Consider the following 25,909-nt stretch of genomic DNA (forward strand, 5'->3'; position numbering starts at 1 on the left):
AAAGTGAAGTGGCCGAATAAGCGGTGTCTGGATTGGGCCAATTTACTTTTTGGTGGCACGCCCTAATCAACTTAATTCAACTGAATAGGAAACTTTTAATTGTAAATTCGAATAACGTCTCCTCTTACTTCCACTCGATATTGTTTCAAAGGGTAAGGCATCCCGCCTTGACCAGTAAATAAGTTGTATTCTTTTTTGTCGCATGCGCAAAGGGCATTGACTCCTTTGATAGTCATTGTAGAACAATCGTTTAGGTCTTGATTGGGACATGCGGCATCAAAAGCATTATAACTATTTCCATTTGTGTTGAAAATTATTAAACCTCTTACTCCTGCATTAGGATAATAGACAGAATTGCTTACGTATTTTAAAGTAGAATAAGTAGGTAGGTTTAAGTTGATGTCAACAGAAAAACTGTAGTTGGGCAAGTAAGGGTTTTTGTTTGAGTTTTCGCTATTGCTACATCCCAAGAAAAATAGGGCAGCAATAGCTAAAAATAGGTATTTTTTCATGGCTAAAAATTAAGTCTATTCTATTAGTGAAACAAATTTAAATTATTTAACTTTGAAATTGTTATGATTAACATATAATTGTAGACTAAAACAAAAATATACTATCTTTGTGGAAAGAAATCCCGTCCTGATGGGATTTTTTCTATTTATATAAATGATGAAATTATGAGCGCAATATCTTATTACACAGCGGAAGGATTAAAAAAGTTAAGAGACGAATTGGATTATTTAAAAAGCGTGATGCGCCCAAAGGCATCTGCAGATATAGCTGAGGCAAGAGATAAAGGAGATTTGTCTGAAAATGCAGAATATGATGCGGCCAAAGAAGCACAAGGAATGTTGGAGATGCGAATTGCCAAGTTGGAAGAAGTACACTCAAACGCAAGATTAATTGACGAAACACATTTGGATCTTTCAAAAGTGTTGGTGCTATCAATTGTAAAAATCAAAAACCAATCAAACGGTATGGAGATGAAATATACTCTTGTTGCCGAAAGTGAAGCCGATTTGAAAACGGGTAAAATATCAGTTACATCACCAATTGGAAAAGGATTATTGGGTAAAAAAGTAGGCGAAGTTGCCGAAATCACAGTGCCTAACGGTATCTTGAAGTTTGAGATTTTGGAGATTTCAAGAGAATAATATTTAGTGTTCAGTGTTCAGTTTTTAGTGATTAGAGGAAAGCTTTTAAGTTCTAAATTTTAATTTTTTTGTCTTTAATCTTTTTTCTATACTCTATTTTCTTTTTTCTAACCTCTAATCTCTAACTTTAAAATGGGTTCTATTTTTAAAAAAATAATTGACGGAGAAATTCCTTGTTACAAAGTAGCAGAGGATGACAATTTTTTGGCTTTTTTAGATGTAAATCCAAATGCAAAAGGGCATACGCTTTGTATTCCGAAGCAAGAAATTGACAAAATTTTTGATATCGAAGATGATTTGTATCTAGGTTTGATGGCTTTCTCCAAGAGAGTGGCTATTGCTCTGGAAAAAACCGTTCCCTGCAAAAGAATCGGAATGGCAGTGATAGGTCTTGAAGTACCTCACGCACACGTTCACCTGATTCCTTTGAATGAAATGGGAGAAATGACATTCAAACACAAAGTAAGTATGTCAAAAGAAGAATTTGAAATTTTGGCCAAAAGTATACAAAGTAATTTGTAGAAATATAAAATAATGAACACGGATTTTTTAAAGATTAATTTAAAAGGTTCGTGTTTTTTTATGTCTTTAAATTAATTGTTATGAAGTTGTTTTTTCTATTGTTTTCAGTCTTAAGTTTTGGTCAAACTAAAGAAATTTATTCTTTGGTAGATACTAAAATGGATAAAATTCCAAACGATTTAAGTAGCTCGACTTCTGGAATTGCCGAATACATCAAATCCAATTTTAAATCAGAAAATGATAAAGTAAGAGCGTCTTTTTATTGGACGGCATCAAACATAAGATACGATATTGAAAATCTGGAGTCAATTGATTTTAATGAAATCGCTCAAGACAAAATTAAAAACACAGTACTTAGTAAAAAAGGAGTTTGTATTCATTATGCCGAAGTGTTTAACGATATTGTAAAAAAATCGGGCTTGAAATCTTATATTATCGTAGGATATACCAAGCAATTTGGCAAAGTAAACGTTCTTTCGCATGCCTGGTGCGCTGTTGAAATTGACAAAACCTGGTGGCTTTTTGATCCTACTTGGGGCTCTGGTTATGTTGATAAAAAGAAATTTGTCAAAAAAATGAATAATGTTCATTATAAAGTAGCTCCAAGTCAATTTATAGCAACACATATGCCATTTGATTATTTATGGCAGTTTTTGAATTACCCAGTAACCAATCAAGAGTTTGTTGAAGGTAAAGCTCAACTTGCAAAAACAAAAACCAAATTTGATTATGCGATACATATTGAAGAATACAATCGCTTGTCTGATTTGGACAAAGCAAAAACATCTTTAGATAGAATCAATAAAAATGGAGTCATTAACCAATTGATTCAGGAAATGTCAATCTTAAAGAAAAACGAAGTAGAATCCCTTCAGAACAATGAAGCGATGGATAGATATCAAGCAATTTCGGATGATTATAATCAAGCCATATCTCTTTATAATGATTTTATTTATTATCGTAATAATAAGTTCAAGCCAACATTAACAGACGATACTATTAAGTCTATGATAGAAACACCCAAACAAAAAATTATAGATTGCCAAAATAGAATTTATACAATTGGAAAGTATAATGACAATAATAGGGCAAGTGTGAAATCTTTAAAAAACTCAATTATAGATATTCTGAAACAAATTGAAATACACGAAAAATTTGTAAATGACTATATAAGTAAAAGTAAATCGGGCAGAAAAGCAATGTTCTCTACTGTTACTTTTTTTGGAGTTCCTATCAGATAAAAGTTTTTTATGATTTCTTAAAAGATAACTGCATCGTAGTTCCTTTGCCAATTTCAGAATGCAGTACTTTGATGCTTCCTTTATGGTATTCTTCTACAATTCGTTTGGTTAAGGAAAGTCCCAGACCCCAGCCTCTTTTTTTAGTAGTGTATCCTGTTTCAAAAATGCGATGAAAATCTTTTTTAGGAATACCACTTCCAGAATCGGTTACGTTAATTTTTATAAAATTACCTTCCTCTTCTATTTTTAGATCTAATTTTCCACGTCCTTTCATTGCATCAATAGCATTTTTCATTAAGTTTTCGATACTCCAACTATGCAATGATGGATTAAGTGACACATTTAGTGTTTTTTGAGGTGCTTTAAAAGTAAATTCTATTTGGTTTGAAAAACGAGAAATCAAATAATCATAGGACAGTTTGGTTTCTTCAATAATATCGCGATTTTCTAATTTTGGTTCTGATCCAATTTTTGAAAACCGATCGGTAATAGTTTGCAAACGTTCAATGTCTTTCTCGATTTCTATTGTTGTGGATTCATCAACGTTGTCTAGTTTCAATATTTCTAACCAACCAATCAAGGAAGAAAGCGGAGTGCCAATTTGGTGTGCTGTTTCTTTCGCCATTCCAGCCCAAAGTTTGTTTTGGGTCGCCATTTTGTTACTCCGGTAAAAATTATAAATTAATATGGCAAAAAGTACAATAATCAATGATAAAGCAATCGGATAATATTTGAGTTTGTCAATTAATGACGAATCACCATAATATAATTCTTGAAATTTACCAGGGGCGTAAATTATTTTTATAGGTTTATTTTCGCTCTTTAATTCAATTAAATATTCGGTAGTTGCTTTTTTGTTTTTTATGATGTTCTCGTCAATATTTACGGTACTTATGATGCTGTCATTTTCAATTAAAACAACAGGAATAGTAGTGTTGTTGTTGAAAATTTGAAGTGGCAAGTCGACTTCAGTATTTTCGCCAGCATTGATTAGCGTTTTTTCTGCAGTTGCCCAAAGCTCCATTTTCAATCGTTCTTCGTTTTTGAATATTTGAAAAAAAGTATAAGTATTCCAAAGAATAATGGAGATAATTAAAAAGGAAATAAATATAATTATCCAACGAATAGGATTACTGCTTTGAGAAAAATTCATAAAATCGGATTAGAGCTATAAATATAACGAAATATTGGAAGTTTGATTGTGTTGAGCCAATTTTCGTTTTTTTTTGTAAAGTACTTTTGTTGTAGTTGGAATCTTTTTTGCAAGTTCTGAAACAAATGTTCTCCTAATTTAATTTTGTATTAAATGATTAACTTAACCCGTTGGGTGAAATTCAAATAAAATAAAAATTTAACCACATAGAATCATAGATTAATGCTAAATAGGCAAAAGAATAAATAGAAATAGTACTATTTCACACATAGAATAGCTATGTGAATAGTAAAACGTCTATTTTTTTCTTTTAAAAACTATAAATTCTATGTTTCTATGTGGTGAAAAATAATTTCACCCAACGGGTTAACTTACTCCTATTTTACTATTTTTGTCCAAATAAAAAACAATATGATTACTATTGATCCAAAAAGTATAGATACTGTAAAACTTCAAGGGTATTTGCAAAGTTCTGTTGGTCCTAGACCGATAGCTTTTGCTAGTACTGTGGATGAAAAAGGAAGGCCAAATCTGTCTCCTTTTAGTTTTTTTAATGTGTTTAGCGCCAATCCACCTGTGCTTATTTTTTCGCCAGCTAGGCGGGTTCGGGACAATACAATTAAACATACTTTGATCAATGCCGAAGCTACTGGTGAAGTAGTGATAAATGTTGTAAACTTCGACATGGTTCAACAGACTTCCTTGGCAAGCACAGAATATGCCGAAGGAGTTGATGAGTTTTTGAAATCGGGATTTACAGCAATACCTTCCGAAGTCGTAAGACCTTTTAGAGTTAAGGAATCTCCTGTTCAATTTGAGTGCAAAGTGACTCAAATAATTCCCTTGGGAACAGAGGGTGGGGCAGGTAATTTAATCCTTTGCGAAGTGCTGCGTATTCATATAAGCGAAACAGTTTTGGATGAAAATGGAGCTATAGACCAACACAAAATTGATTTAATTTCAAGATTGGGATCAAATTGGTATTCAAGATCAAATCAAGGTTTGTTTGAAGTTCCAAAACCTCTCACGACTCTTGGAATTGGAGTAGATGCTATACCAGATTTTGTTAAAAATAGTCCTGTTTTTGATGGAAATGATTTAGGGCTACTAGGTAATATTGAAGCCTTGCCTACTAAAGAAGAAGTTAGTATATTTGTAGACCAAAATTTTGCTGTAAAGGCGGTTTTGAGCTCAGATGATCAAGAAAAACAGCACTTGGAGGCCAAAAGATACCTTTTAAATAATGATGTACTTTCGTCTTGGAAAGTGCTTTTAGCAAAAAAAATAAGTTCAAAATAACAATTATAAATAATAACGAAGATGGAAGTTACAGGAAAAATTAAAGTGATTAGTGCAGAACAACAAATTAGCGCTTCATTCAAAAAGAGAGAATTAGTTGTTACTACAGATGAACAATATCCTCAGTCTATAATGATTGAATTTACTCAAGACAAAAGTGATTTATTGAATAATTATAATGTTGGTGAAAACGTAAAAGTATCTATCAATTTAGGAGGAAGAGAATGGGTTAACCCACAAGGTGAAACTAAATATTTTAATAGTATTAAAGGGTGGAGAATTGAAAGAGTAGCTTCAGATGCACCTACTCAACAAGCACCTCCAATGCCTGCAGCTGCTGCTTTTGCACCAGCCACTAATTTAAATGAAGAAGAAGCAGACGATTTGCCATTCTAAGAATAAAGAAATCAGAAGTTAGAAGTCAGAAGTTTGAGTTTACTTGAATTTCTGACTTTTTTTATTTTTGAAATTGTCATTGATTTTTGAATTTGAAAATGTATTACTTAACCAAAGACTTATTTTTTCCTCCAGTCTCTCACGCCAATGGCGATGGGATTCTTGCTATTGGAGGTGATTTGTCTCCCGAGCGTTTACAACTCGCTTACAAAAGCGGAATTTTCCCTTGGTTTAATGAAGGAGAACCCATTATTTGGTGGTCACCTAATCCAAGAATGGTATTGTGCCTAGATGAATTGATTGTTTCCAAAAGTATGCGAAACATTCTGAACAGAAATATTTTCACAGTTACTTTCAATCAAAATTTTAGAGATGTAATATCCAATTGCCAGAAAGTAAAACGAGAGGATCAAACAGGAACTTGGATTACCAATGAAATGATTAATGCCTATTGCAAACTTCATGAACTTGGAATAGTAAAATCGGTTGAGGTTTGGCAAAACGATGAATTAGTTGGCGGATTGTATGGCATTGATTTGATACATGTTTTCTGTGGAGAAAGTATGTTTTCCTTGGTTTCCAATGCTTCCAAAGTGGCGTTTATCGCTTTGGCAAACCAACTCAAAAACGACAATTATCGTTTGTTGGATTGTCAAGTTTATAATGAACATCTCGAAAGTTTAGGCTGTAGGGAAATTGAAAGAGAGGATTTTATGGCGATTTTAAAAAAAAATATAGTTGTGAAAAGGTCTGCCTTGAAAAATAGAAGAACATATTAGTTATTGTTTTTGCATCCTGGCTTAAATGGAATTATATTCCTTATATGGTTAAAATTTAATGCGATTTATTTTAGAACATAGCCTTAAAATGTCAACTTCGTAAAACTCCAACTCAAAGTAGAAAACAATACCAATTCATTTTCTAGTGTTGGTAAATTCATTATTAATTTCAAGGTCTCATGTGCCATCATAGTGCCGATGATTCCTGGTAATGTTCCCAAGACGCCATTCAAATTACAATTGGGTACATCTTTCGAATCTGGTGGTTCTGGAAATAAATCCCGAAGGTTTTTGCTTCCATTACGATTGAAAATAGCCAGTTGTCCCTCAAATTTTAAAATGCTTCCATAAACTAATGTTTTTCCTAACGCAACACAAGTGTCATTGACCAAATAACGAGTTTCAAAATTATCTGATCCATCGACAATAAAATCAAAATCATGCATAATTTGAATAGCATTTTCAGAGGTTAATTTTTCTTCGAATGCGACAACAGTATTCAAAGGATTCAAAGCTTCCAAAGTTGTTTTTGCAGAAGCTGCTTTACTTTTGCCTACTTGGTTCTCAGTATATAAAATTTGACGGTGTAAGTTGTGAATTTCAATTTTATCAAAATCGACTATGCCTATGGTCCCTACTCCTGCTGTAGCAATATACTGTAATATTGGACAGCCAAGACCACCAGCTCCAATGACTAATACTTTGGCTTTTTTCAATTTTTCTTGCCCTTCATCGCCTATTTCAGGCAGCATCGTTTGGCGGTTGTATCTTAAGTATTCTTGAATTACACTCATAGGTTTTTAGATTGTTGATTTTAGGTTTTAGGTTCCTCTCTTTTACCTTTCCGGTTCACTGCTACAAGAACGAAGAGAGAGGACTGGACAACGTCATTAAGGTTAAGCTTTCTTTTCTCGCAAAGGCGCTAAGTCGCAAAGTATGGAGCCGTTTTCTTTGCGACTTAGCGCCTTTGCGAGAGATAAATTTGATAAAATCCTTGCGAGAAAACATTAGCTAAATGACACTGATGTGGTTAGGATGTAGTAACTAGATATGGATTGTCTTTCCAAACAGCTTCGTATCCTTTATCGCTAATTATTTTGGCAATTTCTTTAGCAGAACGCTCGTCACTAATCTCAAATTGTTCTAGTGATTGTGGATCGACAACGTAACCACCTGGATTGGTTTTGGAGCCCGCACTCATACTGGTAACTCCAATGGGAATGATGTTGTTTCTAAATTTTTCATTTTCTCTAGTTGATATTGAAATCTCCAAATCTTCATTCCACAATCGATACGCACAAATTAATTGCGTTAAATCTTTGTCATCCATAATAAAGTTGGGTTCAATAATTCCTTCTGCAGGGCGTAATCTTGGGAATGAAACCGAATATTTGGTCTGCCAATATGTTTTTTGTAAATAGTCCAAATGTAAGGCATTAAAAAAACTATCCGTTCGCCAATCTTCCAAACCTAATAATACACCCAGTCCAATCTTGTGAATTCCAGCTTTCCCAATTCTGTCGGGTGTTTCCAACCGAAAATCAAAATTGGATTTTTTACCTTTGGTATGATACTTTTTATATACTTCCTGATGGTAGGTTTCTTGATACACCAATACCGAATATACTCCTGCCTCATGTAACTTTTCATACTCATCAATTGAAAGGGGTTGTACTTCAACAGAAATTGTAGAAAAGTCTTTTTTTATTTGTTCGATTGCATTTAGAAAATAATTAATGTTTACAGTATAATTGGCTTCTCCCGTAACCAATAAAACATGGTCAAAACCCGATTTTTTCAAGGCTTCAACTTCTAGTTTTATTTCAGCATCCGATAAAGTTTTGCGTTTGATTTTGTTGTCCAGACTAAATCCGCAATACGTACAAATGTTTTGGCACTCATTACTCAAATACAACGGAGCGTACATTTGGATGGTTTTTCCAAAACGTTTTTTGGTCAACTCATGGCATTCTTGTGCCATTTGCTCCAAATAAGTTGTTGCTGCGGGTGAAATCAAAGCGATAAAATCATCAAGATTTCTTTTGTTTTTTGCTAATGTCTGCTCTACTTGCTTGGCGGTTGTTTGGTAAATTTTGGTTTGAATGGTATCCCAATCATAACTTTTAAAAATCGATTTGAATGTTCTCATAATGTTTGTTTTTTACCGCAAGGAGCGCAAAGTTTTATATTTTGAATCTTAAGTTAAGTCCGTAAAGCTTTGTGGACTTCGCGTAAATCTTTACGTTCCTTGCGGTTAATTTTTTGACAATTATACATTTAAAAAAGCAGTCAAAGGACTCGAAGTCACTGCGTGCTTGTATTGTTGTCCCAGTTTTGCTTCAAAAGCTTTTCGTCCTGCGATTACAGCTTCCCTAAAAGCTTCTGCCATTAGTTTTGGATTTCCGGCTATTGCAATTGCTGTGTTTACCAGAATGGCATCGGCACCCATTTCCATAGCTTTGGCAGCATCAGATGGTGCTCCAATTCCTGCATCAATAATAACCGGAACCAAACTTTGTTCGATAATTATTTCCAAAAAATCAATTGTTTTTAATCCTTTGTTACTTCCAATTGGGGAGCCTAATGGCATTACAGCAGCTGTTCCCGCATTTTCCAAATGTTTGCACAAAACAGGATCAGCATGAATGTAGGGCAATACAATAAATCCCAGTTTAGCCAATTCTTCTGTAGCTTTTAGGGTTTCTATCGGATCAGGCATTAAGTATTTTGGGTCTGGATGGATTTCGAGTTTTAACCAATTGGTTTCTAATGCTTCTCTGGCCAGTTGTGCCGCAAAAATGGCTTCTTTGGCATTTCGTGCTCCCGAAGTATTGGGAAGTAAATTGATTCTTGGATGTTTTAAGTGATTTAAAATTACGTCAGTATTAGTTTCGAGATCTATTCTTTTGAGGGCTACCGTTACCAGTTCGCTTTCGGAGGCTAGTATCGCTTCTTCCATTTCTACATTCGAACCAAATTTTCCAGTTCCTAAAAAAAGTCTGGATTCTAGCGTTTTGTCTCCTATTTTAAACAATGACATTGCCATATAATTTTTCGTTAAGTTGTGTGATGAGTATATTTTTATGCTCGCTTTGGGTGATGATTCCCGAAACTGCAATACCATGAATACCAGTTTGAATGAGCGTATCTACATTTTCCAATGTAATTCCTCCAATGGCATAAATGGGTATTTCAATTTTGGATTGTTCCATTTTTTTTATAATAAATTTAAATCCTTCTATTCCCAGTATAGGGCTTAGTTTTTTTTTGGTTTTTGTGAATTGAAAAGGCCCTAATCCAATATAATCACAGCCATTATTCACTTGGCGAACAATATCCTCAAAAGTGTTGGCAGTTGCTCCGATAATTTTGGTTTTACCTAATATAGATCTAGCTTCAGAAACTCCCATATCCGAAAGTCCAAGATGAACACCGTCTGCATTGAATTGATTTGCTAAATGAACGTCGTCGTTGATGATGAAATTAGCTAAGTATTCTTCGCATAAAAATTTTACGGCTTCTGCCAAAGCAAATATTTTTTTTGGTTTTTGGTTTTTGAATCGCATTTGTATCCAATCGCAACCATTGTCTAAGGCTTGATGAATGTTGAACAATTGCTCTTCGACGCTTTCTCCTTGGGAGATGTATTGTAGTTTATTATACATGATGGAATCCTAGTTTAGTTGGATTAGATTGCAAATAGTTTTCAGTATATGTTTTTGCCTGTTCACAAGCTATTATTAGGTTTTGTCCCAAAGCAAGATTGGATGTAATTGCTGCGGATAACACACAGCCGGAACCATGCTTTTCATAACATTCTCCTGTTTTTGGCAAAAGCTGATGCACTTCATTTTCGGTATAGAGATAATCAACTCCCATTTCATTAGGGTTATGTCCTCCTTTTAGTAAAACTGAACATTTTATTTCTTCGTGTAATTCTCCCCGCAGAAATGACAATAAATTAATGAAGCATGAGAGTGGAGTAAAGTCTGGAAAGAGGATTTTAATTTCGTTAAAATTTGGAGTAATTAAATCAATTCTATTCAGAATTTCTATCAGGTCTTTATGACTCTTAATGGCTAAAAAATTGAATTCTGTAGTGGATTTTAAAATGGTATCCCATACTATTTTTGTTTTGGGCGAAAGTCTTTTTATAGTTAAAACAATTTGTTTCAAATATTCTAAAGAAGGTACAATTCCTATTTTAATTACTTTGATAGTGTAATTATCGAATAGTTTTTCCAATGATTTCAATACAAAATTTAAATCTGTCCAATGTATGTTAGTAAACTCGTTTTCGGTTTGAATGGTATTGGCAGTATTTATAGCAAAACCATACACCCGATGCTGTTCGAATGTTTTTACATCTGCCAAAATTCCCGCACCTGCAGAAGGATCAAAGCCTGCAATTGTTAATACGAAAGGACGATTTTCTGACATAGTTTAAAGTTTTCAATTGGATTATTGTTGTTCCAGATATTGCCTAATAGAGCCACATCATCAAAGCCATATTCCAATGCGGTTTTGATATTGTCGGGAGTAATTCCTCCGAGCGCTACTAATGAAGTTTTGTTGTTCTTTCTTTGTTGTAATTCTTTTTTAAAGTCAAGATTCGAAAAGTAATTTTGCTTTGATATGCTTTCAAATACAGGCCCGAAAAAAGCGTAATCAAAAACATTTGGTAATTTTTCAAAATCCATAATTTGATGAATGGAGGTAGAGAGTTTGAATTCTTTAACTTTCCAGTCTTTTAAATTTTCTTCGGATGTTTCAGCTCTTGTTTTTTCTGTAAAATGAATGCGATTAATTCCAAATTCTAAAGCCATTTGATGATGACTATGCAAAACCAATCGTTGCCTGTAATTTAATTTTATTTTGGATAGAAAAAATTTTATTTCTGCTTCAGAAAAATCGGGTTTACGAATATGAAGCAACTCTAATCCATTCTCAAAAAGAGAATGAATTGTGCTAATTTCATTATTTATAGGAATTGGACTTGTGATTACTATCATTTAAAAAGTATTAAGATGGAAGTATTAGGTATTAAGACAGAAGTATTAAGTATTAAGATGGAAAGTCTCTGGTCTTTCTGTGCTGTTTTTATCCGCCACTCTAAAAATCTTAATACTCATGTTTTAATTCTTATACATATATCTCTTTTCCTTGCTCAATAAACTCCTCTGATTTTGCTGCCATCCCTTTTTCTGCTTCGGCTACATCTCGGATTTCTTGTGATATTTTCATCGAACAGAATTTAGGTCCGCACATCGAACAAAAATGTGCCACTTTTGCGCCGTCTGCTGGTAAGGTTTCATCATGGAATTCTCTAGCAGTGTCAGGATCTAATGATAAATTGAATTGGTCTTCCCAACGAAATTCAAAACGGGCTTTGCTCAGGGCATTATCACGATATTGTGAACCAGGATGACCTTTTGCTAAATCAGCAGCATGTGCAGCTATTTTATAAGTTATAACGCCATCTTTTACATCTTTTTTGTTCGGTAAACCAAGGTGTTCTTTTGGCGTTACATAACACAACATCGCGCATCCGTACCAGCCAATCATTGCAGCTCCAATGGCAGAAGTGATATGGTCGTAACCTGGGGCAATATCAGTTGTTAGTGGTCCTAAAGTATAAAAAGGAGCTTCGTCACAATGTTCCAATTGTTTTTCCATATTTTCTTTAATCATGTGCATTGGTACATGGCCTGGGCCTTCGATGAATACTTGTACGTCGTGTTTCCAAGCTACTTTTGTAAGTTCACCAAGTGTTTCCAATTCTGCAAATTGTGCGGCATCATTAGCATCTGCAATTGACCCAGGACGTAAACCATCTCCCAAAGAGAAAGCAACATCGTATTGTTTCATAATTTCACAAATGTCTTCGAAATGTGTATATAAGAAGTTTTCTTTATGATGAAACAAGCACCATTTTGCCATAATTGAGCCACCACGAGAAACAATGCCTGTTACTCGTTCGGCGGTTAAGTGAATGTAACGCAACAAAACTCCTGCATGAATAGTAAAATAAGAAACACCTTGTTCTGCTTGTTCGATTAAGGTGTCACGAAAGATTTCCCAAGTTAAATTTTCGGCAATCCCGTTTACTTTTTCTAAGGCTTGATAAATAGGAACTGTTCCAATTGGAACAGGAGAATTACGGATAATCCATTCTCTGGTTTCGTGAATGTTTTTTCCGGTAGACAAATCCATAATGGTATCTGCTCCCCAACGGCAAGCCCAAACTGCTTTTTCTACTTCTTCTTCAATACTTGAAGTTACAGCACTATTCCCAATATTAGCATTTATTTTCACCAAGAAATTACGGCCTACAATCATCGGTTCACTTTCGGGATGGTTGATGTTATTCGGTATAATAGCCCGACCTCTCGCTACTTCGCTACGGACAAATTCAGGAGTTATTTTAGATTTTGGTGTATTAGCTCCAAAACTATTTCCCTTATGTTGGCATTGCATCGTTTTGGATTGCTCGTTCAATTGTTCGATACGTTGGTTTTCACGAATGGCAATGTATTCCATTTCGGGAGTGATAATACCTTGTTTGGCGTAGTACAATTGAGATACATTAGCGCCATTTTTTGCACGCATGGGTTTGTGTAGATATTCAAAACGCAAATGATCTAGTTTTTCATTGTTCAAACGCTCTTTGCCATAATCTGATGTTACTTCGGTTAATTCTTCTACGTCATTGCGGTCTAGTATCCATTGTTCGCGTATGCGGGGCAATCCTTTTCGAATTTCGATTTCGATGTTGGGATCGGTAAAAGGACCTGATGTATCGTAAACAGTTACGGATGGATTTTTTTCGATTCTTCCGTTTGACATTTTTGTGTCGGCCAAGGAGATTTCTCTCATGGCTACTTTTATCGGATGGATTTCTCCGTCGATATATACTTTTTTTGAATTAGGAAACGGGGTTCTTGAAATTTTTTCTTCGTTTGTCATTTTTTTTTTCTTAAGATTTTTTCGAATGATTTTGTTTGTAGTTAATTGGATATGGATGGAGCAAATTTTTTGTTGAAATTGCTATTGCCATTGCCATTGAAATTGTTTCTTTTCTGCTAGGGATAGAAATGAAAAGCCCGTAAAGACGAAACCGTTAAGAAATAAGGAATAGAAAAGCGACCAAAGGAAGCTCTTTCTATGACTTTGTTTTTTTAGGTTTTGACTGCGGACTTGAAATGGATAGCCCGCTCGAGCAGTATAATTAACCTCCTTGAGTTGCTGAAATGATTAAAATATCGTCGGTTTCTTTGATAGGATGGGAGTTCCAATTGAATTTTGGAATTACCGTATTGTTGATGGCGATGGCAATTCCGTTTTGTTTTTCGGGAATTTCCAAGTCAAGAAGTGCTTGTACAGTCAGGCTGTCAAGTGGAAATTGTTTGGTTTGATTGTTGATTTTTAGTTCCATTCCTTTTAGAATTTAGTATAAGTTATACTTTAGGAATGGCTACAGAGGTACACGCAATGGTACATTGAAGTCATCTTACTTTTCCCTACGCTAGTATGAACTAGATCAGGTTCAGAGGGTAAAATCTCAGCCTACGATTGCAGACACCCCTAAAGTTGAAACAAATGTAAGTAAAATAATTCAATGTATTAAAAGTTTACTGTTTAAACTTTTTGAATAAGGAATGTTTTTGTGATATTTTTTAAGAAAGAAAACGGAGATTGATTGCTGATTACAAATTGTTTTTTTTCCAGCAATCAGTTACGTGGTCGTCGACCATTCCAGTAGCTTGCATGTGTGCGTAAACTACAGTTGATCCTACAAATTTAAATCCACGTTTTTTTAAATCCTTACTTATAGCATCGGAAAGGGGAGTTGTAGCTTGAACTTCGCTAAGGGATTTTCTATTGTTTACAATGGGTTTACCACCAACAAAATCCCAAATGTATTTTGAGAAAGTGCCAAATTCATCTTGAACTTTCATAAAGGCTTGTGCATTTGAAACAGCCGAACGGACTTTTAATTGATTGCGTATAATGCCTGAATCTTGCAATAAATCTTGAATTTTATCCTCTGAATAAAGGGCTATTTTGGTGTAGTCAAATGTGTCAAAAGCTGCTCTAAAGTTTTCTCTTTTGTTGAGTATCGTTATCCAACTTAAGCCTGCTTGAAAAGTTTCCAAAATTAGAAACTCAAAAAGGATTTCGTCATCATAAACAGGCACACCCCATTCTTCATCGTGGTATTTTTGATACAATTCGCTCGAATTGCACCAACCGCATCTTTTTATTTCTTTTTTCATTTTTTGCCAATTTCCCAATGATACCCTTTTACTGTTGGTATGTAGGCGGTTCCATTGTTAAGAATTAAATCGGTGTAAAGTTTCCTATTATATTTTATACCTATTGCGCCGCCAGATACGTATGTTTTATTTTCTTTGAATTCAAAAGTCATCGTTCCATTTTGGAATTTTGCATCAGATATTTTTTCTACAAACCAAGTGGATCCCCATTTGAAGTACAATTGATTTTTGCCAACATACGTAACTTGTTTAATGAGATCAACTGCTTCTTTCGGAAATTTATAGTCTTTTATTAGTTCATTTTTTGTGTAAGATTTTCCAATTTGTCCAGTATTTAATAAGTTGTGTAATGGTGAATTAATGATTTTTTCAACCGAATTCGTTGTAGTTACTTCTTTTATTATTGTTGTTTCGGTAGTAATTTCTGTTGCTAATTCATCATACTTTTTACCATTGTTTACTCGAATTTTAGATGGATTAACTTTATTTTCACCTGTTGCTATTGTTGCTTTTGTATTTAAATCAATTTCAGGGTTTATAGTAACTGTTTTCTCTTTGACTTCCTTTGAAGTCTCAGAAGCTTTGATTTCTTCATCTGCTTTTTCAACTTGTTCGTTCTTTCCACAACTGAAAACTGTAGTAATAAGTAGGTAAGTTAATATTATTTTATATCTAGTCATAATTAGAATATAATAGAGTTTGGAGTTGTTTTTTTTTTTTCGAAAAAATATAATATTTTAATATAAAAAAATCCCAAACTGTATAGAATGGGATTTAAAGATATGAAACCTATTGGTATTAAAATATTTGTTTTACTCCTTTTGCATTGTCAAATACATAACTTACTAACCAAGCAATTTGCCCTTGTTTTGCAAAGAATATTTTTTTGTTTTGAATGTTTGGCACAGCTTCTAAAGAAGTTTCCAAAAGATTAAAAGCCGCAATTAAGTATTTTCGTTGGTACGTATTTAATACTTTTTTCATTTCAGGATTGTTTTGTGCAAGCGATTCAAATTTTTGAAAATTGTTTTCAGCAATTGTTCTGATAGATATTATATCGTCATACTTTACTTGCGTGAAATTTTCTTCCGCTTTTAATCCTGTAGAGAGTGTGTAAAAAGCCCATGAAGCACCTCCAGAGATATAAACATTGTTTTTGTCTTGAGACTCCGGTCTACTGGTATACATGTTTTTGTATATTTCTCTCATTGTAGGCAAATAATTAAACAATACTTCGTTGAACTCAAAGATTGTTTTTTGTTTGCATTTTTTATTAATAAGTTCAGTTAATGTAACTGTTCCTAGATCACAAGAAATCGGAAAAAATACGGATGAGCCATTAATTTCTTTTGCATATCCTCCTTTTGTGTTTCCACCTCCAATGTCGATAATTACAGAATTCAAATAGTTTTTTGGCGGTATACAGCCTCTTAAAAGTAATTTTGCTTCCAATGAAGAAGATATGATTTCTATTTTTTTATTAGTTAGTTCTTTTATTTTCGATACTAAGTCAGCTGTATTTGTTGCCAAACCAACTCCTGAGGAACCAACTATGAATATATTTTTGTCTTCTATTTTAAATTCTCCAAGCATTTTTTTGTAGTTGTTGTAAACTACAGTTCCTGCCCTGTCAATATCTTCTTTAAATAATGTCCCGTCTTGTGCGATACCTGCAGCAATTGCAACATTTTCTGTCCAAAACTCTTTAACATCATAAGTATTTCTTTTAATGCTTTCGACTTCTAGAACTGTCATTTTTATACCTTTACTTCCAATTTCTATTCCGCCATATAGTTGAGCCTGTATCGAATAGGAAAGGATTAGGCAGATTATCGATAAGTAGATTTTTTCTTTCATATTTTTAGTCTTTGGGGTTATTCACTATTGCAAATCTATATTAAAAATATATATATTCCTTTTTTTTGTGGTTTTTTTTGAATAAGTTTTTTTGCTGATCAAAACTTCTTTAGTAAAGTTATTAAATTGTTTCTAAATTGTTTGCTTTTTTAACTATTTGATTGTTGGTTGATTGAAAAATTATTCTATTTTTGCCAATATAGAAAAAAAATTTTTTGCCCCAAAAAAATTGAATTATGATAAAAAAATACCTAAACAATTTTAAAGGTTTTTCTAAAGAAATTTGGATATTAACCTTAATTACTTTTATAAATAGAGCAGGGACCATGGTAATCCCTTTTCTTTCAAAATACATGAAAGAAAATTTAGAATTTACTTACAGTCAAATTGGTTGGGTAATGGTTTTCTTTGGTGTTGGTTCCATAATCGGTACATGGCTAAGCGGTAAATTATCTGATAAAATTGGATTCTATAAGGTGATGGTATTTAGTTTATTTAGCAGTGGTGTCGTATTTATATTTCTTCAATATGCTTCAACTTTCCAGGAATTATGTATTGGAATACTAATATTAACTAGTGTTGCAGATATGTTTCGACCTGCTATGCTTGTTTGTCTTAAAACATTTACTAAAAAAGAAAATAGAGCTCGTGCTTTTGCTTTAACTCGTGCAGCTGTGAATTTAGGATTCCTTTTTGGTCCAGTCTTGGGAGGGTTGATTATTATGCAATTGGGTTATAGTTATATCTTTTACGTAGATGGTGCTACTTGTATTTTGGCTATAATAGTTTTTGTTGTTTTTGTAAAAGAAAGGAAAATAACTTTCAAATTGAAAAAACACGATATGGATTTTAAAAAGATTTCAATTAGAAAGGATCATCCATTTATGCTTCATTTGCTAATTTGTATGATAACTGGAGTATTATTTTTCCAAATATTCACTACGCTTCCATTATATCATAAGGAGCAATTTAATATGTCTGAATTTGATAGCGGCTTGCTTTTAAGTCTTAATGGTTTGCTTATTTTGCTATTTGAACTTCCTATTGTAAACTATGTAATAAAAAATAACATTGACAATCATAAAGTAATATCTATAGGATTGTTGCTTATGTCAACAAGTTTCTTGCTATTATTGTTTCCTTGGCAAGAAATGTTGATTCCTATGATGATTTTAATGACTTTTGGTGTCATGTTAACTTTTCCTTTTGCCAATTCTTTTGCAATGAACAGGTCTTATGAGTATCAAGAAGGGAAGTATATGGCTGCTTTTACTATGAGTTATAGTTTGGCACATATCTTAGGTGCAAAAAGCGGAATGGAGATCATTCAAAATGAAGGGTACAAATGCAATTGGATGTTTATGGCTGCATTAGGTTTAATTGGTTCTTTACTTGTTTTTAAGCTATTTAAAATGGTTGAAAAAGAAGATCTAAATAACGATAGAAAAATTGATGCTATATTTTTGGATGATTAATTTTATTTAGTTTCAATGTATAAAAAAGAGGATTTTCTATTGACAATCCTCTTTTTTATTTTATTGTTTTTTCATTCCTTGTATTCAAGTTTTAACCTAATTTAGTGTGTGTTTTTGTTTTGTAAAACATTTCAAATGCGTTTTTTAAGGTAATCCTATTGCTAAGTATTTTAAGTTTAATGGGTTCTATTTTTGATTTTTAACCCAAATTCTGCATTAGACTTGTCATGAAATTGAGTTACTCAATAAAAGCAAGAGTATATCGGCTATTATTGAATATGTAATGCTTTTGTATTTAGAATTTAAAAATAGAGTTCGTTTTTGGTTTTGAAGAAGAATTCAAATGCAGTAGATTTCTAATGTGGAATCTGGTATTAAATAGTGTTGGAAATATTTCTTGTATTGTAATGATTAATTAGGGAAGTTTATTGTAATAAAAATCCCATCAAGTTTTTACAACAAGATGGGATTTTATATATTGACAAATTTAATATTTTATCTCGATAGTATCGGGATGAAATTTAGATTATCCTAAAGTAACTCTTTTGAAATCTGTGATTTCAACGTTGAATCCTTTTACATAATCGCTAACTTTTTTACTGTCATCTTTGATGAAGTTTTGATCTAATAAAGCTTTTTCTTGATCTAAAGTAGTATTGTCAGAAATAAAACGCTGTACTTTTCCTGGAACAATTTTATCCCAAATTTGTTCTGGTTTGCCTTCAGCTTTTAATTCAGCTTTAGCATCTTCTTCAGCTTGTTTTAAAACTTCTTCAGTTAATTGTGAGAAAGAAATGTATTTAGGAACATTTTTTAAAGTTTTCCCTAAACGTTTTGCTTCTTCATTTTCTTTTTCGATTATAGCAATACGAGCATCAAGTTCAGAAGCAACGAAAGCTGGATCAAAATCTTTGTAAGATAATGTGTCAGCTCCCATAGAAGCAACTTGCATTGAAATGTCTTTAGTTAACACGTCAGCGTTAGGAACTGCAGCAGAAATTGCTGTTAATGCGGCAATTTTGTTAACATGTACGTAAGATCCAACGAAAGCACCTTCTACGATTTCAAAACCACCGATTTCGATTTTTTCACCAATAACACCAGTTTGCTCGATTAGTTTTTCAGCAACAGTAATTCCATTGAAATCTGAAGCTAAAAATTCTTCTTTAGAAGCGAAGTTGATCGCTTTTTCAACTAATTCTTTAGCCAAAGTTACGAAAGAATCATTTTTACCTACGAAATCTGTTTCACAGTTTAAAGTAATAATAGCTCCTTTAGTTTTGTCTGCATTGATAAAAGAAACAGCAGCTCCTTCGCTAGACTCACGGTCAGAACGGTTGTCAGCAACTTTTTGCCCTTTTTCTCTAAGGTTTTGTATAGCTTTATCGAAATCTCCTTCAGCTTCAACTAAAGCTTTTTTACAGTCCATCATTCCGGCACCTGTAGTTTGTCTTAATTTATTTACGTCTGCAGCAGTAATTGTTGCCATAATATATTTGTTTAATGTTATAAAAGTAAAAAATCCCAAGCTCTAAATCCTAATTCCAATTTTAATAAATTATCAACTTTTGGTATCTAATTTTTTATGGAATTTGGAATTTAAAATTTGGAATTTTAAAAGTTGATTTATTCTTCAGTTGCAGGAGCTTCTGCTTCAACAGCAGGAGTTGCTTCTACAGTAGGAGCAGCTTCAACAGCAGGAGCTTCTGGTGTGTCAGATTCTTTATCTGATGTTCTGTTTGCAAGACCATCGATAATTGCAGCTGTAACTAAAGATAAAATTTTATCAATTGATTTAGAAGCATCATCATTTGCAGGAATTACATATTCTACTTCACGAGGATCAGAATTTGTATCAACCATTGCAAAAACTGGAATGTTTAATTTTTGAGCTTCTTTTATTGCGATGTGTTCAGCTTTGATATCTACTACGAACAATGCAGCAGGTAGTCTAGACATATCTGCGATTGAACCTAAGTTTTTCTCAAGTTTAGCACGAAGACGATCAACTTGTAAACGCTCTTTTTTAGAAAGGGTCATGAATGTACCGTCTTTCTTCATTTTATCAATAGTAGACATTTTTTTAACTGCCTTTCTAATTGTAACGAAGTTAGTTAGCATTCCACCAGGCCATCTTTCAGTGATGTAAGGCATGTTTGCAGCTTTTGCTTTATCAGCAACGATGTCTTTTGCTTGTTTTTTGGTAGCAACAAATAATATTTTTCTACCTGATGCAGCGATTTTTTTCAAAGCTTCATTAGCTTCTTCAATTTTTGCTGCAGTTTTATATAGATTGATAATGTGTATACCATTACGCTCCATATAAATGTAAGGAGCCATATTTGGATCCCATTTTCTAGTCATGTGTCCAAAATGAACACCTGCTTCTAGTAATTCTTTTACTTCTACTTTGTTTGACATTTTTTGTACTAGTTTACGTTCTGTTGATTAGCAATGTAGGAATGGCGATTACTCGGCTACTTACATTTAGATGCTAAACTAATTTCAAGCCTCGGCTTGACAACAACAACATTGTTTTAAATTTTTTAATACATTCTAGGATGTCTTGTTCAATTTGAACAAGACAGGCAATATTAACGTTTAGAGAATTGGAATCTCTTACGAGCTTTCTTCTGACCGAATTTTTTACGTTCAACCATTCTAGGGTCTCTAGTTAATAAACCTTCTGGTTTCAAGATAGCTCTGTTTCCTTCGCCAACTTCACACATTACTCTAGCCAAAGCCATTCTTACAGCTTCTGCTTGACCTGTTGAACCTCCTCCATAAACATTTACTTTTACATCAAAGTTGTTTACGTTTTCTGTCATAGACATTGGTTGTAAAACTTTGTACTGTAAAGTAGCTGTTGGGAAGTAAGTTGCAAATGGTTTTTTGTTAACAGTAATAGTCCCTGTTCCTTCAGAAACATAAACACGTGCTACTGCACATTTTCTTCTACCGATTTTGTGAATTACTCCCATTACTTAAGATCGTTTAGGTTAACAGTTCTAGGTTTTTGAGCGCCTTGTTTGTGCTCAGATCCTACAACTACATTTAAATTTCTAAAAAGTTCAGCACCAATTTTGTTTTTTGGTAACATTCCTTTTACGGCTTTCTCTACTAGTAATGCAGGGTTTTTTGATTGCAATACTTTAGCAGTTAAAGTTCTTTGTCCTCCAGGGTAACCAGTGTGACGGATGTATGTTTTCTCATCCATTTTGTTACCTGTAAGGTTGATTTTCTCTGAGTTGATAACAATTACGTTATCTCCACAGTCCACGTGTGGTGTATAACTTGGCTTGTACTTACCTCTCAAAATCATAGCGACTTTTGAAGCAAGACGACCTAAGTTATGACCGTCAGCATCTACAACGATCCATTCTTTTGTAGAATTGGCTTTTGTTGCTGAAATTGTCTTGTAGCTTAATGCGTTCACAATAATATATTTTAATTAAACATTCCATCCCCAATAAAGGGGTTGCAAAAGTACAATTAATTATTTTAATTACAAATACCTTATTTGATTATTTTTTTTCTTGATTTAGGCTGATTATCAAATGTATATTTATAAGTTTGAATTTTTCAAGTGCTTTGGTATTCATTCTGTTATGATATTTTACAAAAAAAACCTTTTCATTATTCAATTTTTTTCGTACTTTTCGCTTTTATCTGAAGAAAAGAATACCTTTTACTGCGTATTTTTTTAAAACTAGAACTTTTATTGATAAATTCTAATTTATTTACACATTATATACTATCAATTTAGTATAATTTAACTCCCTCTAAATGAAAGCAAAAGCAACATTAAAACAAATTGCAAAAGAACTTAATGTTTCTGTGTCTACTGTTTCTAAAGCTCTTAATGATAGCCCAGAAATAAGTGAACAAACAAAAATTAGAATAAAAGAATATGCTAAATTAAAAAATTACAAACCAAATGTCATAGGTTTGAATTTGAAAAATCGTAAAACAAAAACGATTGGGGTTATTATACCCAATATTTTAAACGCTTTTTTCGCTAAAGTATTTAGTGGTATTGAAAAAGTAGCTGACGAAAAAGGGTATAATGTTATAATGTGTATTTCTAATGAATCTTTAGAGAAAGAAGCACATACACTTGAGATGTTGAGTAATGGGACAATTGACGGGTTTGTATTGTCAATATCTGAAGAAGCTCAGAAACTTCATGAATACAACCATTTTAAAGACATTATTAATGATGGCACTCCTATAGTTATGTTCGATAGAACTTCTGATGAAGTAGAATGCGATAAAGTTATTGTAGATGATTTTGATTCTGGATTAAATGCTACTCAACATTTAATTGATTTAGGATGTAAAAACATAGCTTTAATTTCATCCGTTGACAATTTAAGTGTTGGGAAACTAAGAGCTGATGGATATTTGAAAGCTTTGAAAATTAATAATATCGAAGTAAATGAAAATATAATTATAAGAACAGATACAGAAATTGACCTTATTGATAAAATTAATGATTTGTATTCCAATAATCTTGTAGATGGTGTTTTTGCATTAGATGAAAATGATTCGGTTGCCGCTTTGAGAATTGGTGCTAAGATGGGGTATAAAATACCAAAAGACCTTAAAATTATAGGCTTTGCCGATGGTATTCTTGCCTCTAGGCGTTTGTCTCCAAGTTTAACAACTGTTAGCCAACATGGTATTGAAATTGGGGAAGTAGCTGTGAAATTGCTAATAGATAGACTAGAATCCAAAGAAGAGCATAAGCCATACGAAACCCTAGTTATAAAGACGAAATTAAAAGAAAGAGAGTCTACTAAATAAAATAAAAAAACCATTCAATTACAGAATGGTTTTTTTTATGCGAATACTTAAAAGTAAAAACGGAATACTTTTCTTAATGTGCTTCAAGCCAATTTTTACCCAAGCCAATTTCTACATCTAATGGAACGTCCATAATAAAAGCGTTTTCCATCTCATATTTAATCATAGGCTGAATTTTTTCGAGTTCTGAATTGTGTACATCAAACACAAGTTCATCATGTACTTGCAATAACATTTTTGACTTCCAGTTTTCGGAAATTAGTTTTTTATGGATGTTAATCATAGCAATTTTGATAATATCGGCTGCTGAACCTTGAATTGGTGCATTTACAGCATTTCGTTCGGCGCCACTTTTGACCATCATGTTGGCCGAATTGATATCTTTCAAATAACGTCTTCTTCCCAAGACCGTTTGTACATACCCGTTTTCTCTGGCAAAATCAACTTGGTTGGACATGTATGATTTAAGTTTTGGATAGGTTGCATAATACGCATCAATTAACTCGGCACTTTCTTTTCGCGAAAGAGAGGTTTGATTGCTCAATCCAAAAGCAGAAACCCCATAAATAATTCCAAAATTCACCGTTTTGGCATTGCTACGTTGCTCTTTTGTCACTTCTTCTAGTGGTACATTGAAAACTTTTGCAGCGGTACTTTTGTGAATGTCTTCATTATTTTGAAAAGCTTTAATCATGTTTTCTTCTCCAGACAATGCGGCGATAATTCGTAATTCTATTTGCGAATAATCCGCAGAAACTAAAGTGTAGTTTTCATCACGAGGAATAAAAGCTTTTCGAATCAATCGACCTCTTTCGGTTCGGACAGGAATGTTTTGTAAGTTTGGATTATTCGAACTTAAACGTCCTGTTGCAGCAACCGTTTGCATATAATCGGTATGTACGCGGCCTGTTTTTGCATCAACCTGGTTGGGCAAAGCATCTATGTAAGTACTTTGCAATTTTACCATTTGTCGCCATTCTAGGATATCACGAACAATTTCGTTGTCATTGGCCAAATAACTTAGGATTTCTTCTCCAGTAGCATATTGACCTGTTTTGGTTTTCTTTTGTTTAGGGCCGCCTATTTTTAATTTGTCAAATAAAATGTCACCAAGCTGTTTTGGGGAAGCCAAATTGAATTTTTCTCCCGCGGTTTCATAGATTTTTTGTTCCAATGCATTACTTTCAACAGCCATTTCAACCGACATCGATTTTAAAAATGGAACGTCAAGGTTGATTCCTTCTAATTCCATAGCTGCCAAAACGGGTATTAACGGAATTTCGATTTCATCAAATAGTTTTTTGGTTTCTGCTTTGTCTAGAATCGGACTGAAATTTTGTTTCAATTGAAAAGTAACATCAGCATCTTCGGCAGCGTATTCTTTGATTTCTTCCAATGCCACGTCACGCATTGATTTTTGGTTCTTCCCTTTTTTGCCAATTAAATCTTCTATCGATTTTGGCGAATATTTTAAATACGTCTCTGATAAAACATCCATATTGTGACGCATATCGGGATTGATTAAATAATGCGCAATCATGGTGTCAAATAATTTTCCTTTTATTTGAACACCATAATGAGAAAGAATTTTTAAATCGTATTTGATGTTTTGGCCAATTTTCTCGATGCTTTCACTTTCGAAAAAAGGTTTGAATTTGTCCGCCAAAACTTGTGCTTCTTCTTGATTTTCCGGAAACGGAACATAAAAGGCTTTTCCTTTCGCCGCGGCGAATGACATTCCAACCAATTCTGCATTCAAAGCGTCGATTCCAGTAGTTTCGGTATCAAAACAAACAGAGGTTTGATTCATTAAGTTTTGCAAAAGTAATTTTACTGCAAAATCTCCTTGAATACTTTGGTAAAAATGCTCTGTATTTTCTAATGTTGCATATTGCGAATGTGATTGTACTTCGTCACTTTCTTCATCCGTAAATCCGAATAAGTCAAATTGATCTTCGTTTGATTTTTTTGTTGGAGCTTTTTTAATTATTTTTTCACCCTCAACAGTATTGCCATTACCATTGGTGTCAATTTCGTCGTATTCTTTTCCTGTTCCAAAATATTTGTCAAACTGCGCTTTCATCTGACGAAATTCTAACTCTTGAAACAATGCGTCCGTTTTTTCAACATCGGGTTTTGATAATTCGTAGTCAGCCTCATTAAATGTCACAGGGCAATCGAGTAGGATAGTGGCCAATTTTTTAGACAAAATACCCAATTCAGCATTGGCTTCGATTTTGTCTTTTATGGCTCCTTTTAATTGGTGTGTATTGGCCAAAAGATTTTCCATAGAACCATATTCTGCCAAGAATTTTTTTGCTGTTTTTTCGCCAACGCCAGGTAAACCTGGAATGTTATCGGCTGCATCGCCCATCATTCCCAGATAATCGATCACTTGCTCAGGACGTTCGATTTCAAATCGTGCCAGAACTTCTGGAATTCCCCAAATTTCGATTCCATTGCCCATTCTAGCGGGTTTGTACATAAAAATATTTTCGGAAACCAATTGCGCAAAATCCTTGTCTGGCGTTACCATAAAGACTTGAAAATTTTCTTTTTCGGCTTGTTTTGCAAGTGTTCCAATTAAGTCATCAGCTTCAAAACCGGGAACCTCAATAATAGGGATGTGCATGGCCTTCAATAATTCTTGAATATAAGGGACGGCAATTTTTATTGCTTCGGGGGTTTCGTCACGATGTGCTTTGTATTCTTTATACATTTCGTATCGGTAAGTGCTTCCGCCTTTGTCAAAAGCCACTGCCAAATGATCGGGCTTGTCTCGTTTTATGACATCCATCAAGGCATTCATAAATCCCATAATTGCCGAAGTATCCATTCCTTTGGAATTGATTCTTGGGTTTTTTATAAAGGCAAAATAACCACGAAATATTAATGCATAAGCATCAAGAAGGTAAAGGCGTTTTTGAGCAGACATAATGAATTTTTGTAAA

26 protein-coding genes and 1 riboswitch are annotated in these 25,909 nt (G+C 33.4%); of the genes, 8 read left to right on the plus strand and 18 right to left on the minus strand.

Annotated features, from left to right (window positions below; translation table 11 throughout):
- Positions 1-95 precede the first annotated feature (95 nt).
- Positions 96-512 (minus strand): Rieske (2Fe-2S) protein, encoded by a 417-nt coding sequence (locus AC8GF4_RS17495; protein WP_506596556.1) that lies wholly within the window; start codon positions 510-512, stop codon positions 96-98.
- 165 nt (positions 513-677) lie between these two features.
- Here AC8GF4_RS17495 and greA point away from each other — a divergent pair, with 165 nt between their 5' ends.
- The 3 genes from greA to AC8GF4_RS17510 all read left to right on the plus strand — a co-directional run bounded on the left by greA (position 678) and on the right by AC8GF4_RS17510 (position 2,917).
- On the plus strand, positions 678-1,154 hold the full coding sequence (gene greA, locus AC8GF4_RS17500) for a transcription elongation factor GreA (RefSeq protein WP_506596558.1): 477 nt from the start codon (positions 678-680) through the stop codon (positions 1,152-1,154).
- Between the two features lie 132 nt (positions 1,155-1,286).
- Positions 1,287-1,676, plus strand: coding sequence for an HIT family protein (locus tag AC8GF4_RS17505; RefSeq protein ID WP_506596560.1), 390 nt, complete (start codon positions 1,287-1,289; stop codon positions 1,674-1,676).
- 80 nt (positions 1,677-1,756) lie between these two features.
- The gene (locus AC8GF4_RS17510; protein ID WP_506596563.1) at positions 1,757-2,917 is read left to right on the plus strand and encodes a transglutaminase domain-containing protein; all 1,161 of its coding nucleotides are present in this window, start codon (positions 1,757-1,759) and stop codon (positions 2,915-2,917) included.
- 7 nt (positions 2,918-2,924) lie between these two features.
- Here the strand turns inward: AC8GF4_RS17510 and AC8GF4_RS17515 are convergent, their stop codons facing one another.
- On the minus strand, positions 2,925-4,070 hold the full coding sequence (locus AC8GF4_RS17515; protein ID WP_506596564.1) for a sensor histidine kinase: 1,146 nt from the start codon (positions 4,068-4,070) through the stop codon (positions 2,925-2,927).
- Positions 4,071-4,481: 411 nt separating this feature from the next.
- Between AC8GF4_RS17515 and AC8GF4_RS17520 the strand changes: the two genes are divergently transcribed.
- The 3 genes from AC8GF4_RS17520 to aat all read left to right on the plus strand — a co-directional run bounded on the left by AC8GF4_RS17520 (position 4,482) and on the right by aat (position 6,544).
- The gene (locus tag AC8GF4_RS17520) at positions 4,482-5,369 is read left to right on the plus strand and encodes a flavin reductase family protein (RefSeq protein ID WP_506596566.1); all 888 of its coding nucleotides are present in this window, start codon (positions 4,482-4,484) and stop codon (positions 5,367-5,369) included.
- A gap of 21 nt (positions 5,370-5,390) precedes the next feature.
- Positions 5,391-5,765: a DUF3127 domain-containing protein gene (locus AC8GF4_RS17525; protein WP_506596568.1), complete on the plus strand. Its 375-nt coding sequence runs from the start codon at positions 5,391-5,393 to the stop codon at positions 5,763-5,765.
- Between the two features lie 98 nt (positions 5,766-5,863).
- On the plus strand, positions 5,864-6,544 hold the full coding sequence (gene aat, locus AC8GF4_RS17530) for a leucyl/phenylalanyl-tRNA--protein transferase (protein ID WP_506596569.1): 681 nt from the start codon (positions 5,864-5,866) through the stop codon (positions 6,542-6,544).
- 83 nt (positions 6,545-6,627) lie between these two features.
- Here aat and AC8GF4_RS17535 read toward each other — a convergent pair whose 3' ends face one another.
- From AC8GF4_RS17535 to AC8GF4_RS17585, 11 genes are all read right to left on the minus strand, one after another.
- On the minus strand, positions 6,628-7,338 hold the full coding sequence (locus AC8GF4_RS17535) for a HesA/MoeB/ThiF family protein (RefSeq protein ID WP_506596570.1): 711 nt from the start codon (positions 7,336-7,338) through the stop codon (positions 6,628-6,630).
- A 236-nt stretch (positions 7,339-7,574) separates the two neighbouring features.
- Positions 7,575-8,693 carry a 2-iminoacetate synthase ThiH gene (thiH, locus tag AC8GF4_RS17540; RefSeq protein WP_506596571.1) on the minus strand — a complete coding sequence of 373 codons (1,119 nt, stop codon included), beginning with the start codon at positions 8,691-8,693 and terminating at the stop codon, positions 7,575-7,577.
- Between the two features lie 120 nt (positions 8,694-8,813).
- Complete coding sequence (locus AC8GF4_RS17545) at positions 8,814-9,590, minus strand: thiazole synthase (protein WP_506596573.1); 777 nt, start codon at positions 9,588-9,590, stop codon at positions 8,814-8,816.
- Positions 9,571-10,209: a thiamine phosphate synthase gene (locus tag AC8GF4_RS17550; RefSeq protein WP_506596575.1), complete on the minus strand. Its 639-nt coding sequence runs from the start codon at positions 10,207-10,209 to the stop codon at positions 9,571-9,573. Before AC8GF4_RS17550 ends, AC8GF4_RS17545 begins: the two co-directional genes overlap by 20 nt.
- Positions 10,202-10,984, minus strand: a complete 783-nt coding sequence (locus AC8GF4_RS17555; RefSeq protein ID WP_506596577.1) for a hydroxymethylpyrimidine/phosphomethylpyrimidine kinase — start codon at positions 10,982-10,984, stop codon at positions 10,202-10,204. The genes AC8GF4_RS17550 and AC8GF4_RS17555 overlap by 8 nt, the downstream gene beginning before the upstream one ends.
- Positions 10,957-11,556 (minus strand): thiamine phosphate synthase, encoded by a 600-nt coding sequence (locus AC8GF4_RS17560; protein WP_506596579.1) that lies wholly within the window; start codon positions 11,554-11,556, stop codon positions 10,957-10,959. Before AC8GF4_RS17560 ends, AC8GF4_RS17555 begins: the two co-directional genes overlap by 28 nt.
- Positions 11,557-11,686: 130 nt before the next feature.
- Positions 11,687-13,510: a phosphomethylpyrimidine synthase ThiC gene (thiC, locus tag AC8GF4_RS17565; RefSeq protein WP_506596581.1), complete on the minus strand. Its 1,824-nt coding sequence runs from the start codon at positions 13,508-13,510 to the stop codon at positions 11,687-11,689.
- 262 nt (positions 13,511-13,772) lie between these two features.
- Entirely contained in the window at positions 13,773-13,979 is a 207-nt protein-coding gene (gene thiS / locus AC8GF4_RS17570; RefSeq protein ID WP_506596583.1) for a sulfur carrier protein ThiS, read from the minus strand.
- Between the two features lie 65 nt (positions 13,980-14,044).
- Positions 14,045-14,140, minus strand: a riboswitch (TPP riboswitch).
- 110 nt (positions 14,141-14,250) lie between these two features.
- Positions 14,251-14,820: a DNA-3-methyladenine glycosylase I gene (locus tag AC8GF4_RS17575; RefSeq protein WP_506596585.1), complete on the minus strand. Its 570-nt coding sequence runs from the start codon at positions 14,818-14,820 to the stop codon at positions 14,251-14,253.
- A complete protein-coding gene (locus AC8GF4_RS17580; protein WP_506596587.1) occupies positions 14,817-15,500 on the minus strand; it encodes a hypothetical protein in 684 nt (227 codons plus the stop codon). The genes AC8GF4_RS17575 and AC8GF4_RS17580 overlap by 4 nt, the downstream gene beginning before the upstream one ends.
- 118 nt (positions 15,501-15,618) lie before the next feature.
- Complete coding sequence (locus AC8GF4_RS17585; protein ID WP_506596589.1) at positions 15,619-16,677, minus strand: Ppx/GppA phosphatase family protein; 1,059 nt, start codon at positions 16,675-16,677, stop codon at positions 15,619-15,621.
- A 236-nt stretch (positions 16,678-16,913) separates the two neighbouring features.
- Between AC8GF4_RS17585 and AC8GF4_RS17590 the strand changes: the two genes are divergently transcribed.
- Positions 16,914-18,152, plus strand: a complete 1,239-nt coding sequence (locus AC8GF4_RS17590) for an MFS transporter (RefSeq protein ID WP_506596591.1) — start codon at positions 16,914-16,916, stop codon at positions 18,150-18,152.
- Positions 18,153-18,678: 526 nt separating this feature from the next.
- Here the strand turns inward: AC8GF4_RS17590 and tsf are convergent.
- The 4 genes from tsf to rplM all read right to left on the minus strand — a co-directional run bounded on the left by tsf (position 18,679) and on the right by rplM (position 21,588).
- Positions 18,679-19,641: a translation elongation factor Ts gene (gene tsf / locus AC8GF4_RS17595; protein WP_506596593.1), complete on the minus strand. Its 963-nt coding sequence runs from the start codon at positions 19,639-19,641 to the stop codon at positions 18,679-18,681.
- Between the two features lie 137 nt (positions 19,642-19,778).
- Positions 19,779-20,573 carry a 30S ribosomal protein S2 gene (gene rpsB / locus AC8GF4_RS17600; protein ID WP_506596595.1) on the minus strand — a complete coding sequence of 265 codons (795 nt, stop codon included), beginning with the start codon at positions 20,571-20,573 and terminating at the stop codon, positions 19,779-19,781.
- 173 nt (positions 20,574-20,746) lie between these two features.
- Positions 20,747-21,133 (minus strand): 30S ribosomal protein S9, encoded by a 387-nt coding sequence (gene rpsI / locus AC8GF4_RS17605; protein ID WP_506596596.1) that lies wholly within the window; start codon positions 21,131-21,133, stop codon positions 20,747-20,749.
- On the minus strand, positions 21,133-21,588 hold the full coding sequence (gene rplM / locus AC8GF4_RS17610) for a 50S ribosomal protein L13 (protein ID WP_264565636.1): 456 nt from the start codon (positions 21,586-21,588) through the stop codon (positions 21,133-21,135). Before rplM ends, rpsI begins: the two co-directional genes overlap by 1 nt.
- 350 nt (positions 21,589-21,938) lie before the next feature.
- On the opposite strand from rplM, the gene AC8GF4_RS17615 reads away from it, so the two are divergent.
- A complete protein-coding gene (locus AC8GF4_RS17615) occupies positions 21,939-22,958 on the plus strand; it encodes a LacI family DNA-binding transcriptional regulator (RefSeq protein ID WP_506596599.1) in 1,020 nt (339 codons plus the stop codon).
- A 73-nt stretch (positions 22,959-23,031) separates the two neighbouring features.
- Here the strand turns inward: AC8GF4_RS17615 and polA are convergent, their stop codons facing one another.
- Positions 23,032-25,893 (minus strand): DNA polymerase I, encoded by a 2,862-nt coding sequence (polA, locus tag AC8GF4_RS17620; RefSeq protein ID WP_506596601.1) that lies wholly within the window; start codon positions 25,891-25,893, stop codon positions 23,032-23,034.
- Positions 25,894-25,909: the final 16 nt, after the last annotated feature.

Origin of the sequence: Flavobacterium rarum (SeqCode) (assembly GCF_965234445.1) — a bacterium.
In the GTDB taxonomy this organism is placed as follows: Bacteria; Bacteroidota; Bacteroidia; order Flavobacteriales; family Flavobacteriaceae; genus Flavobacterium; species Flavobacterium rarum.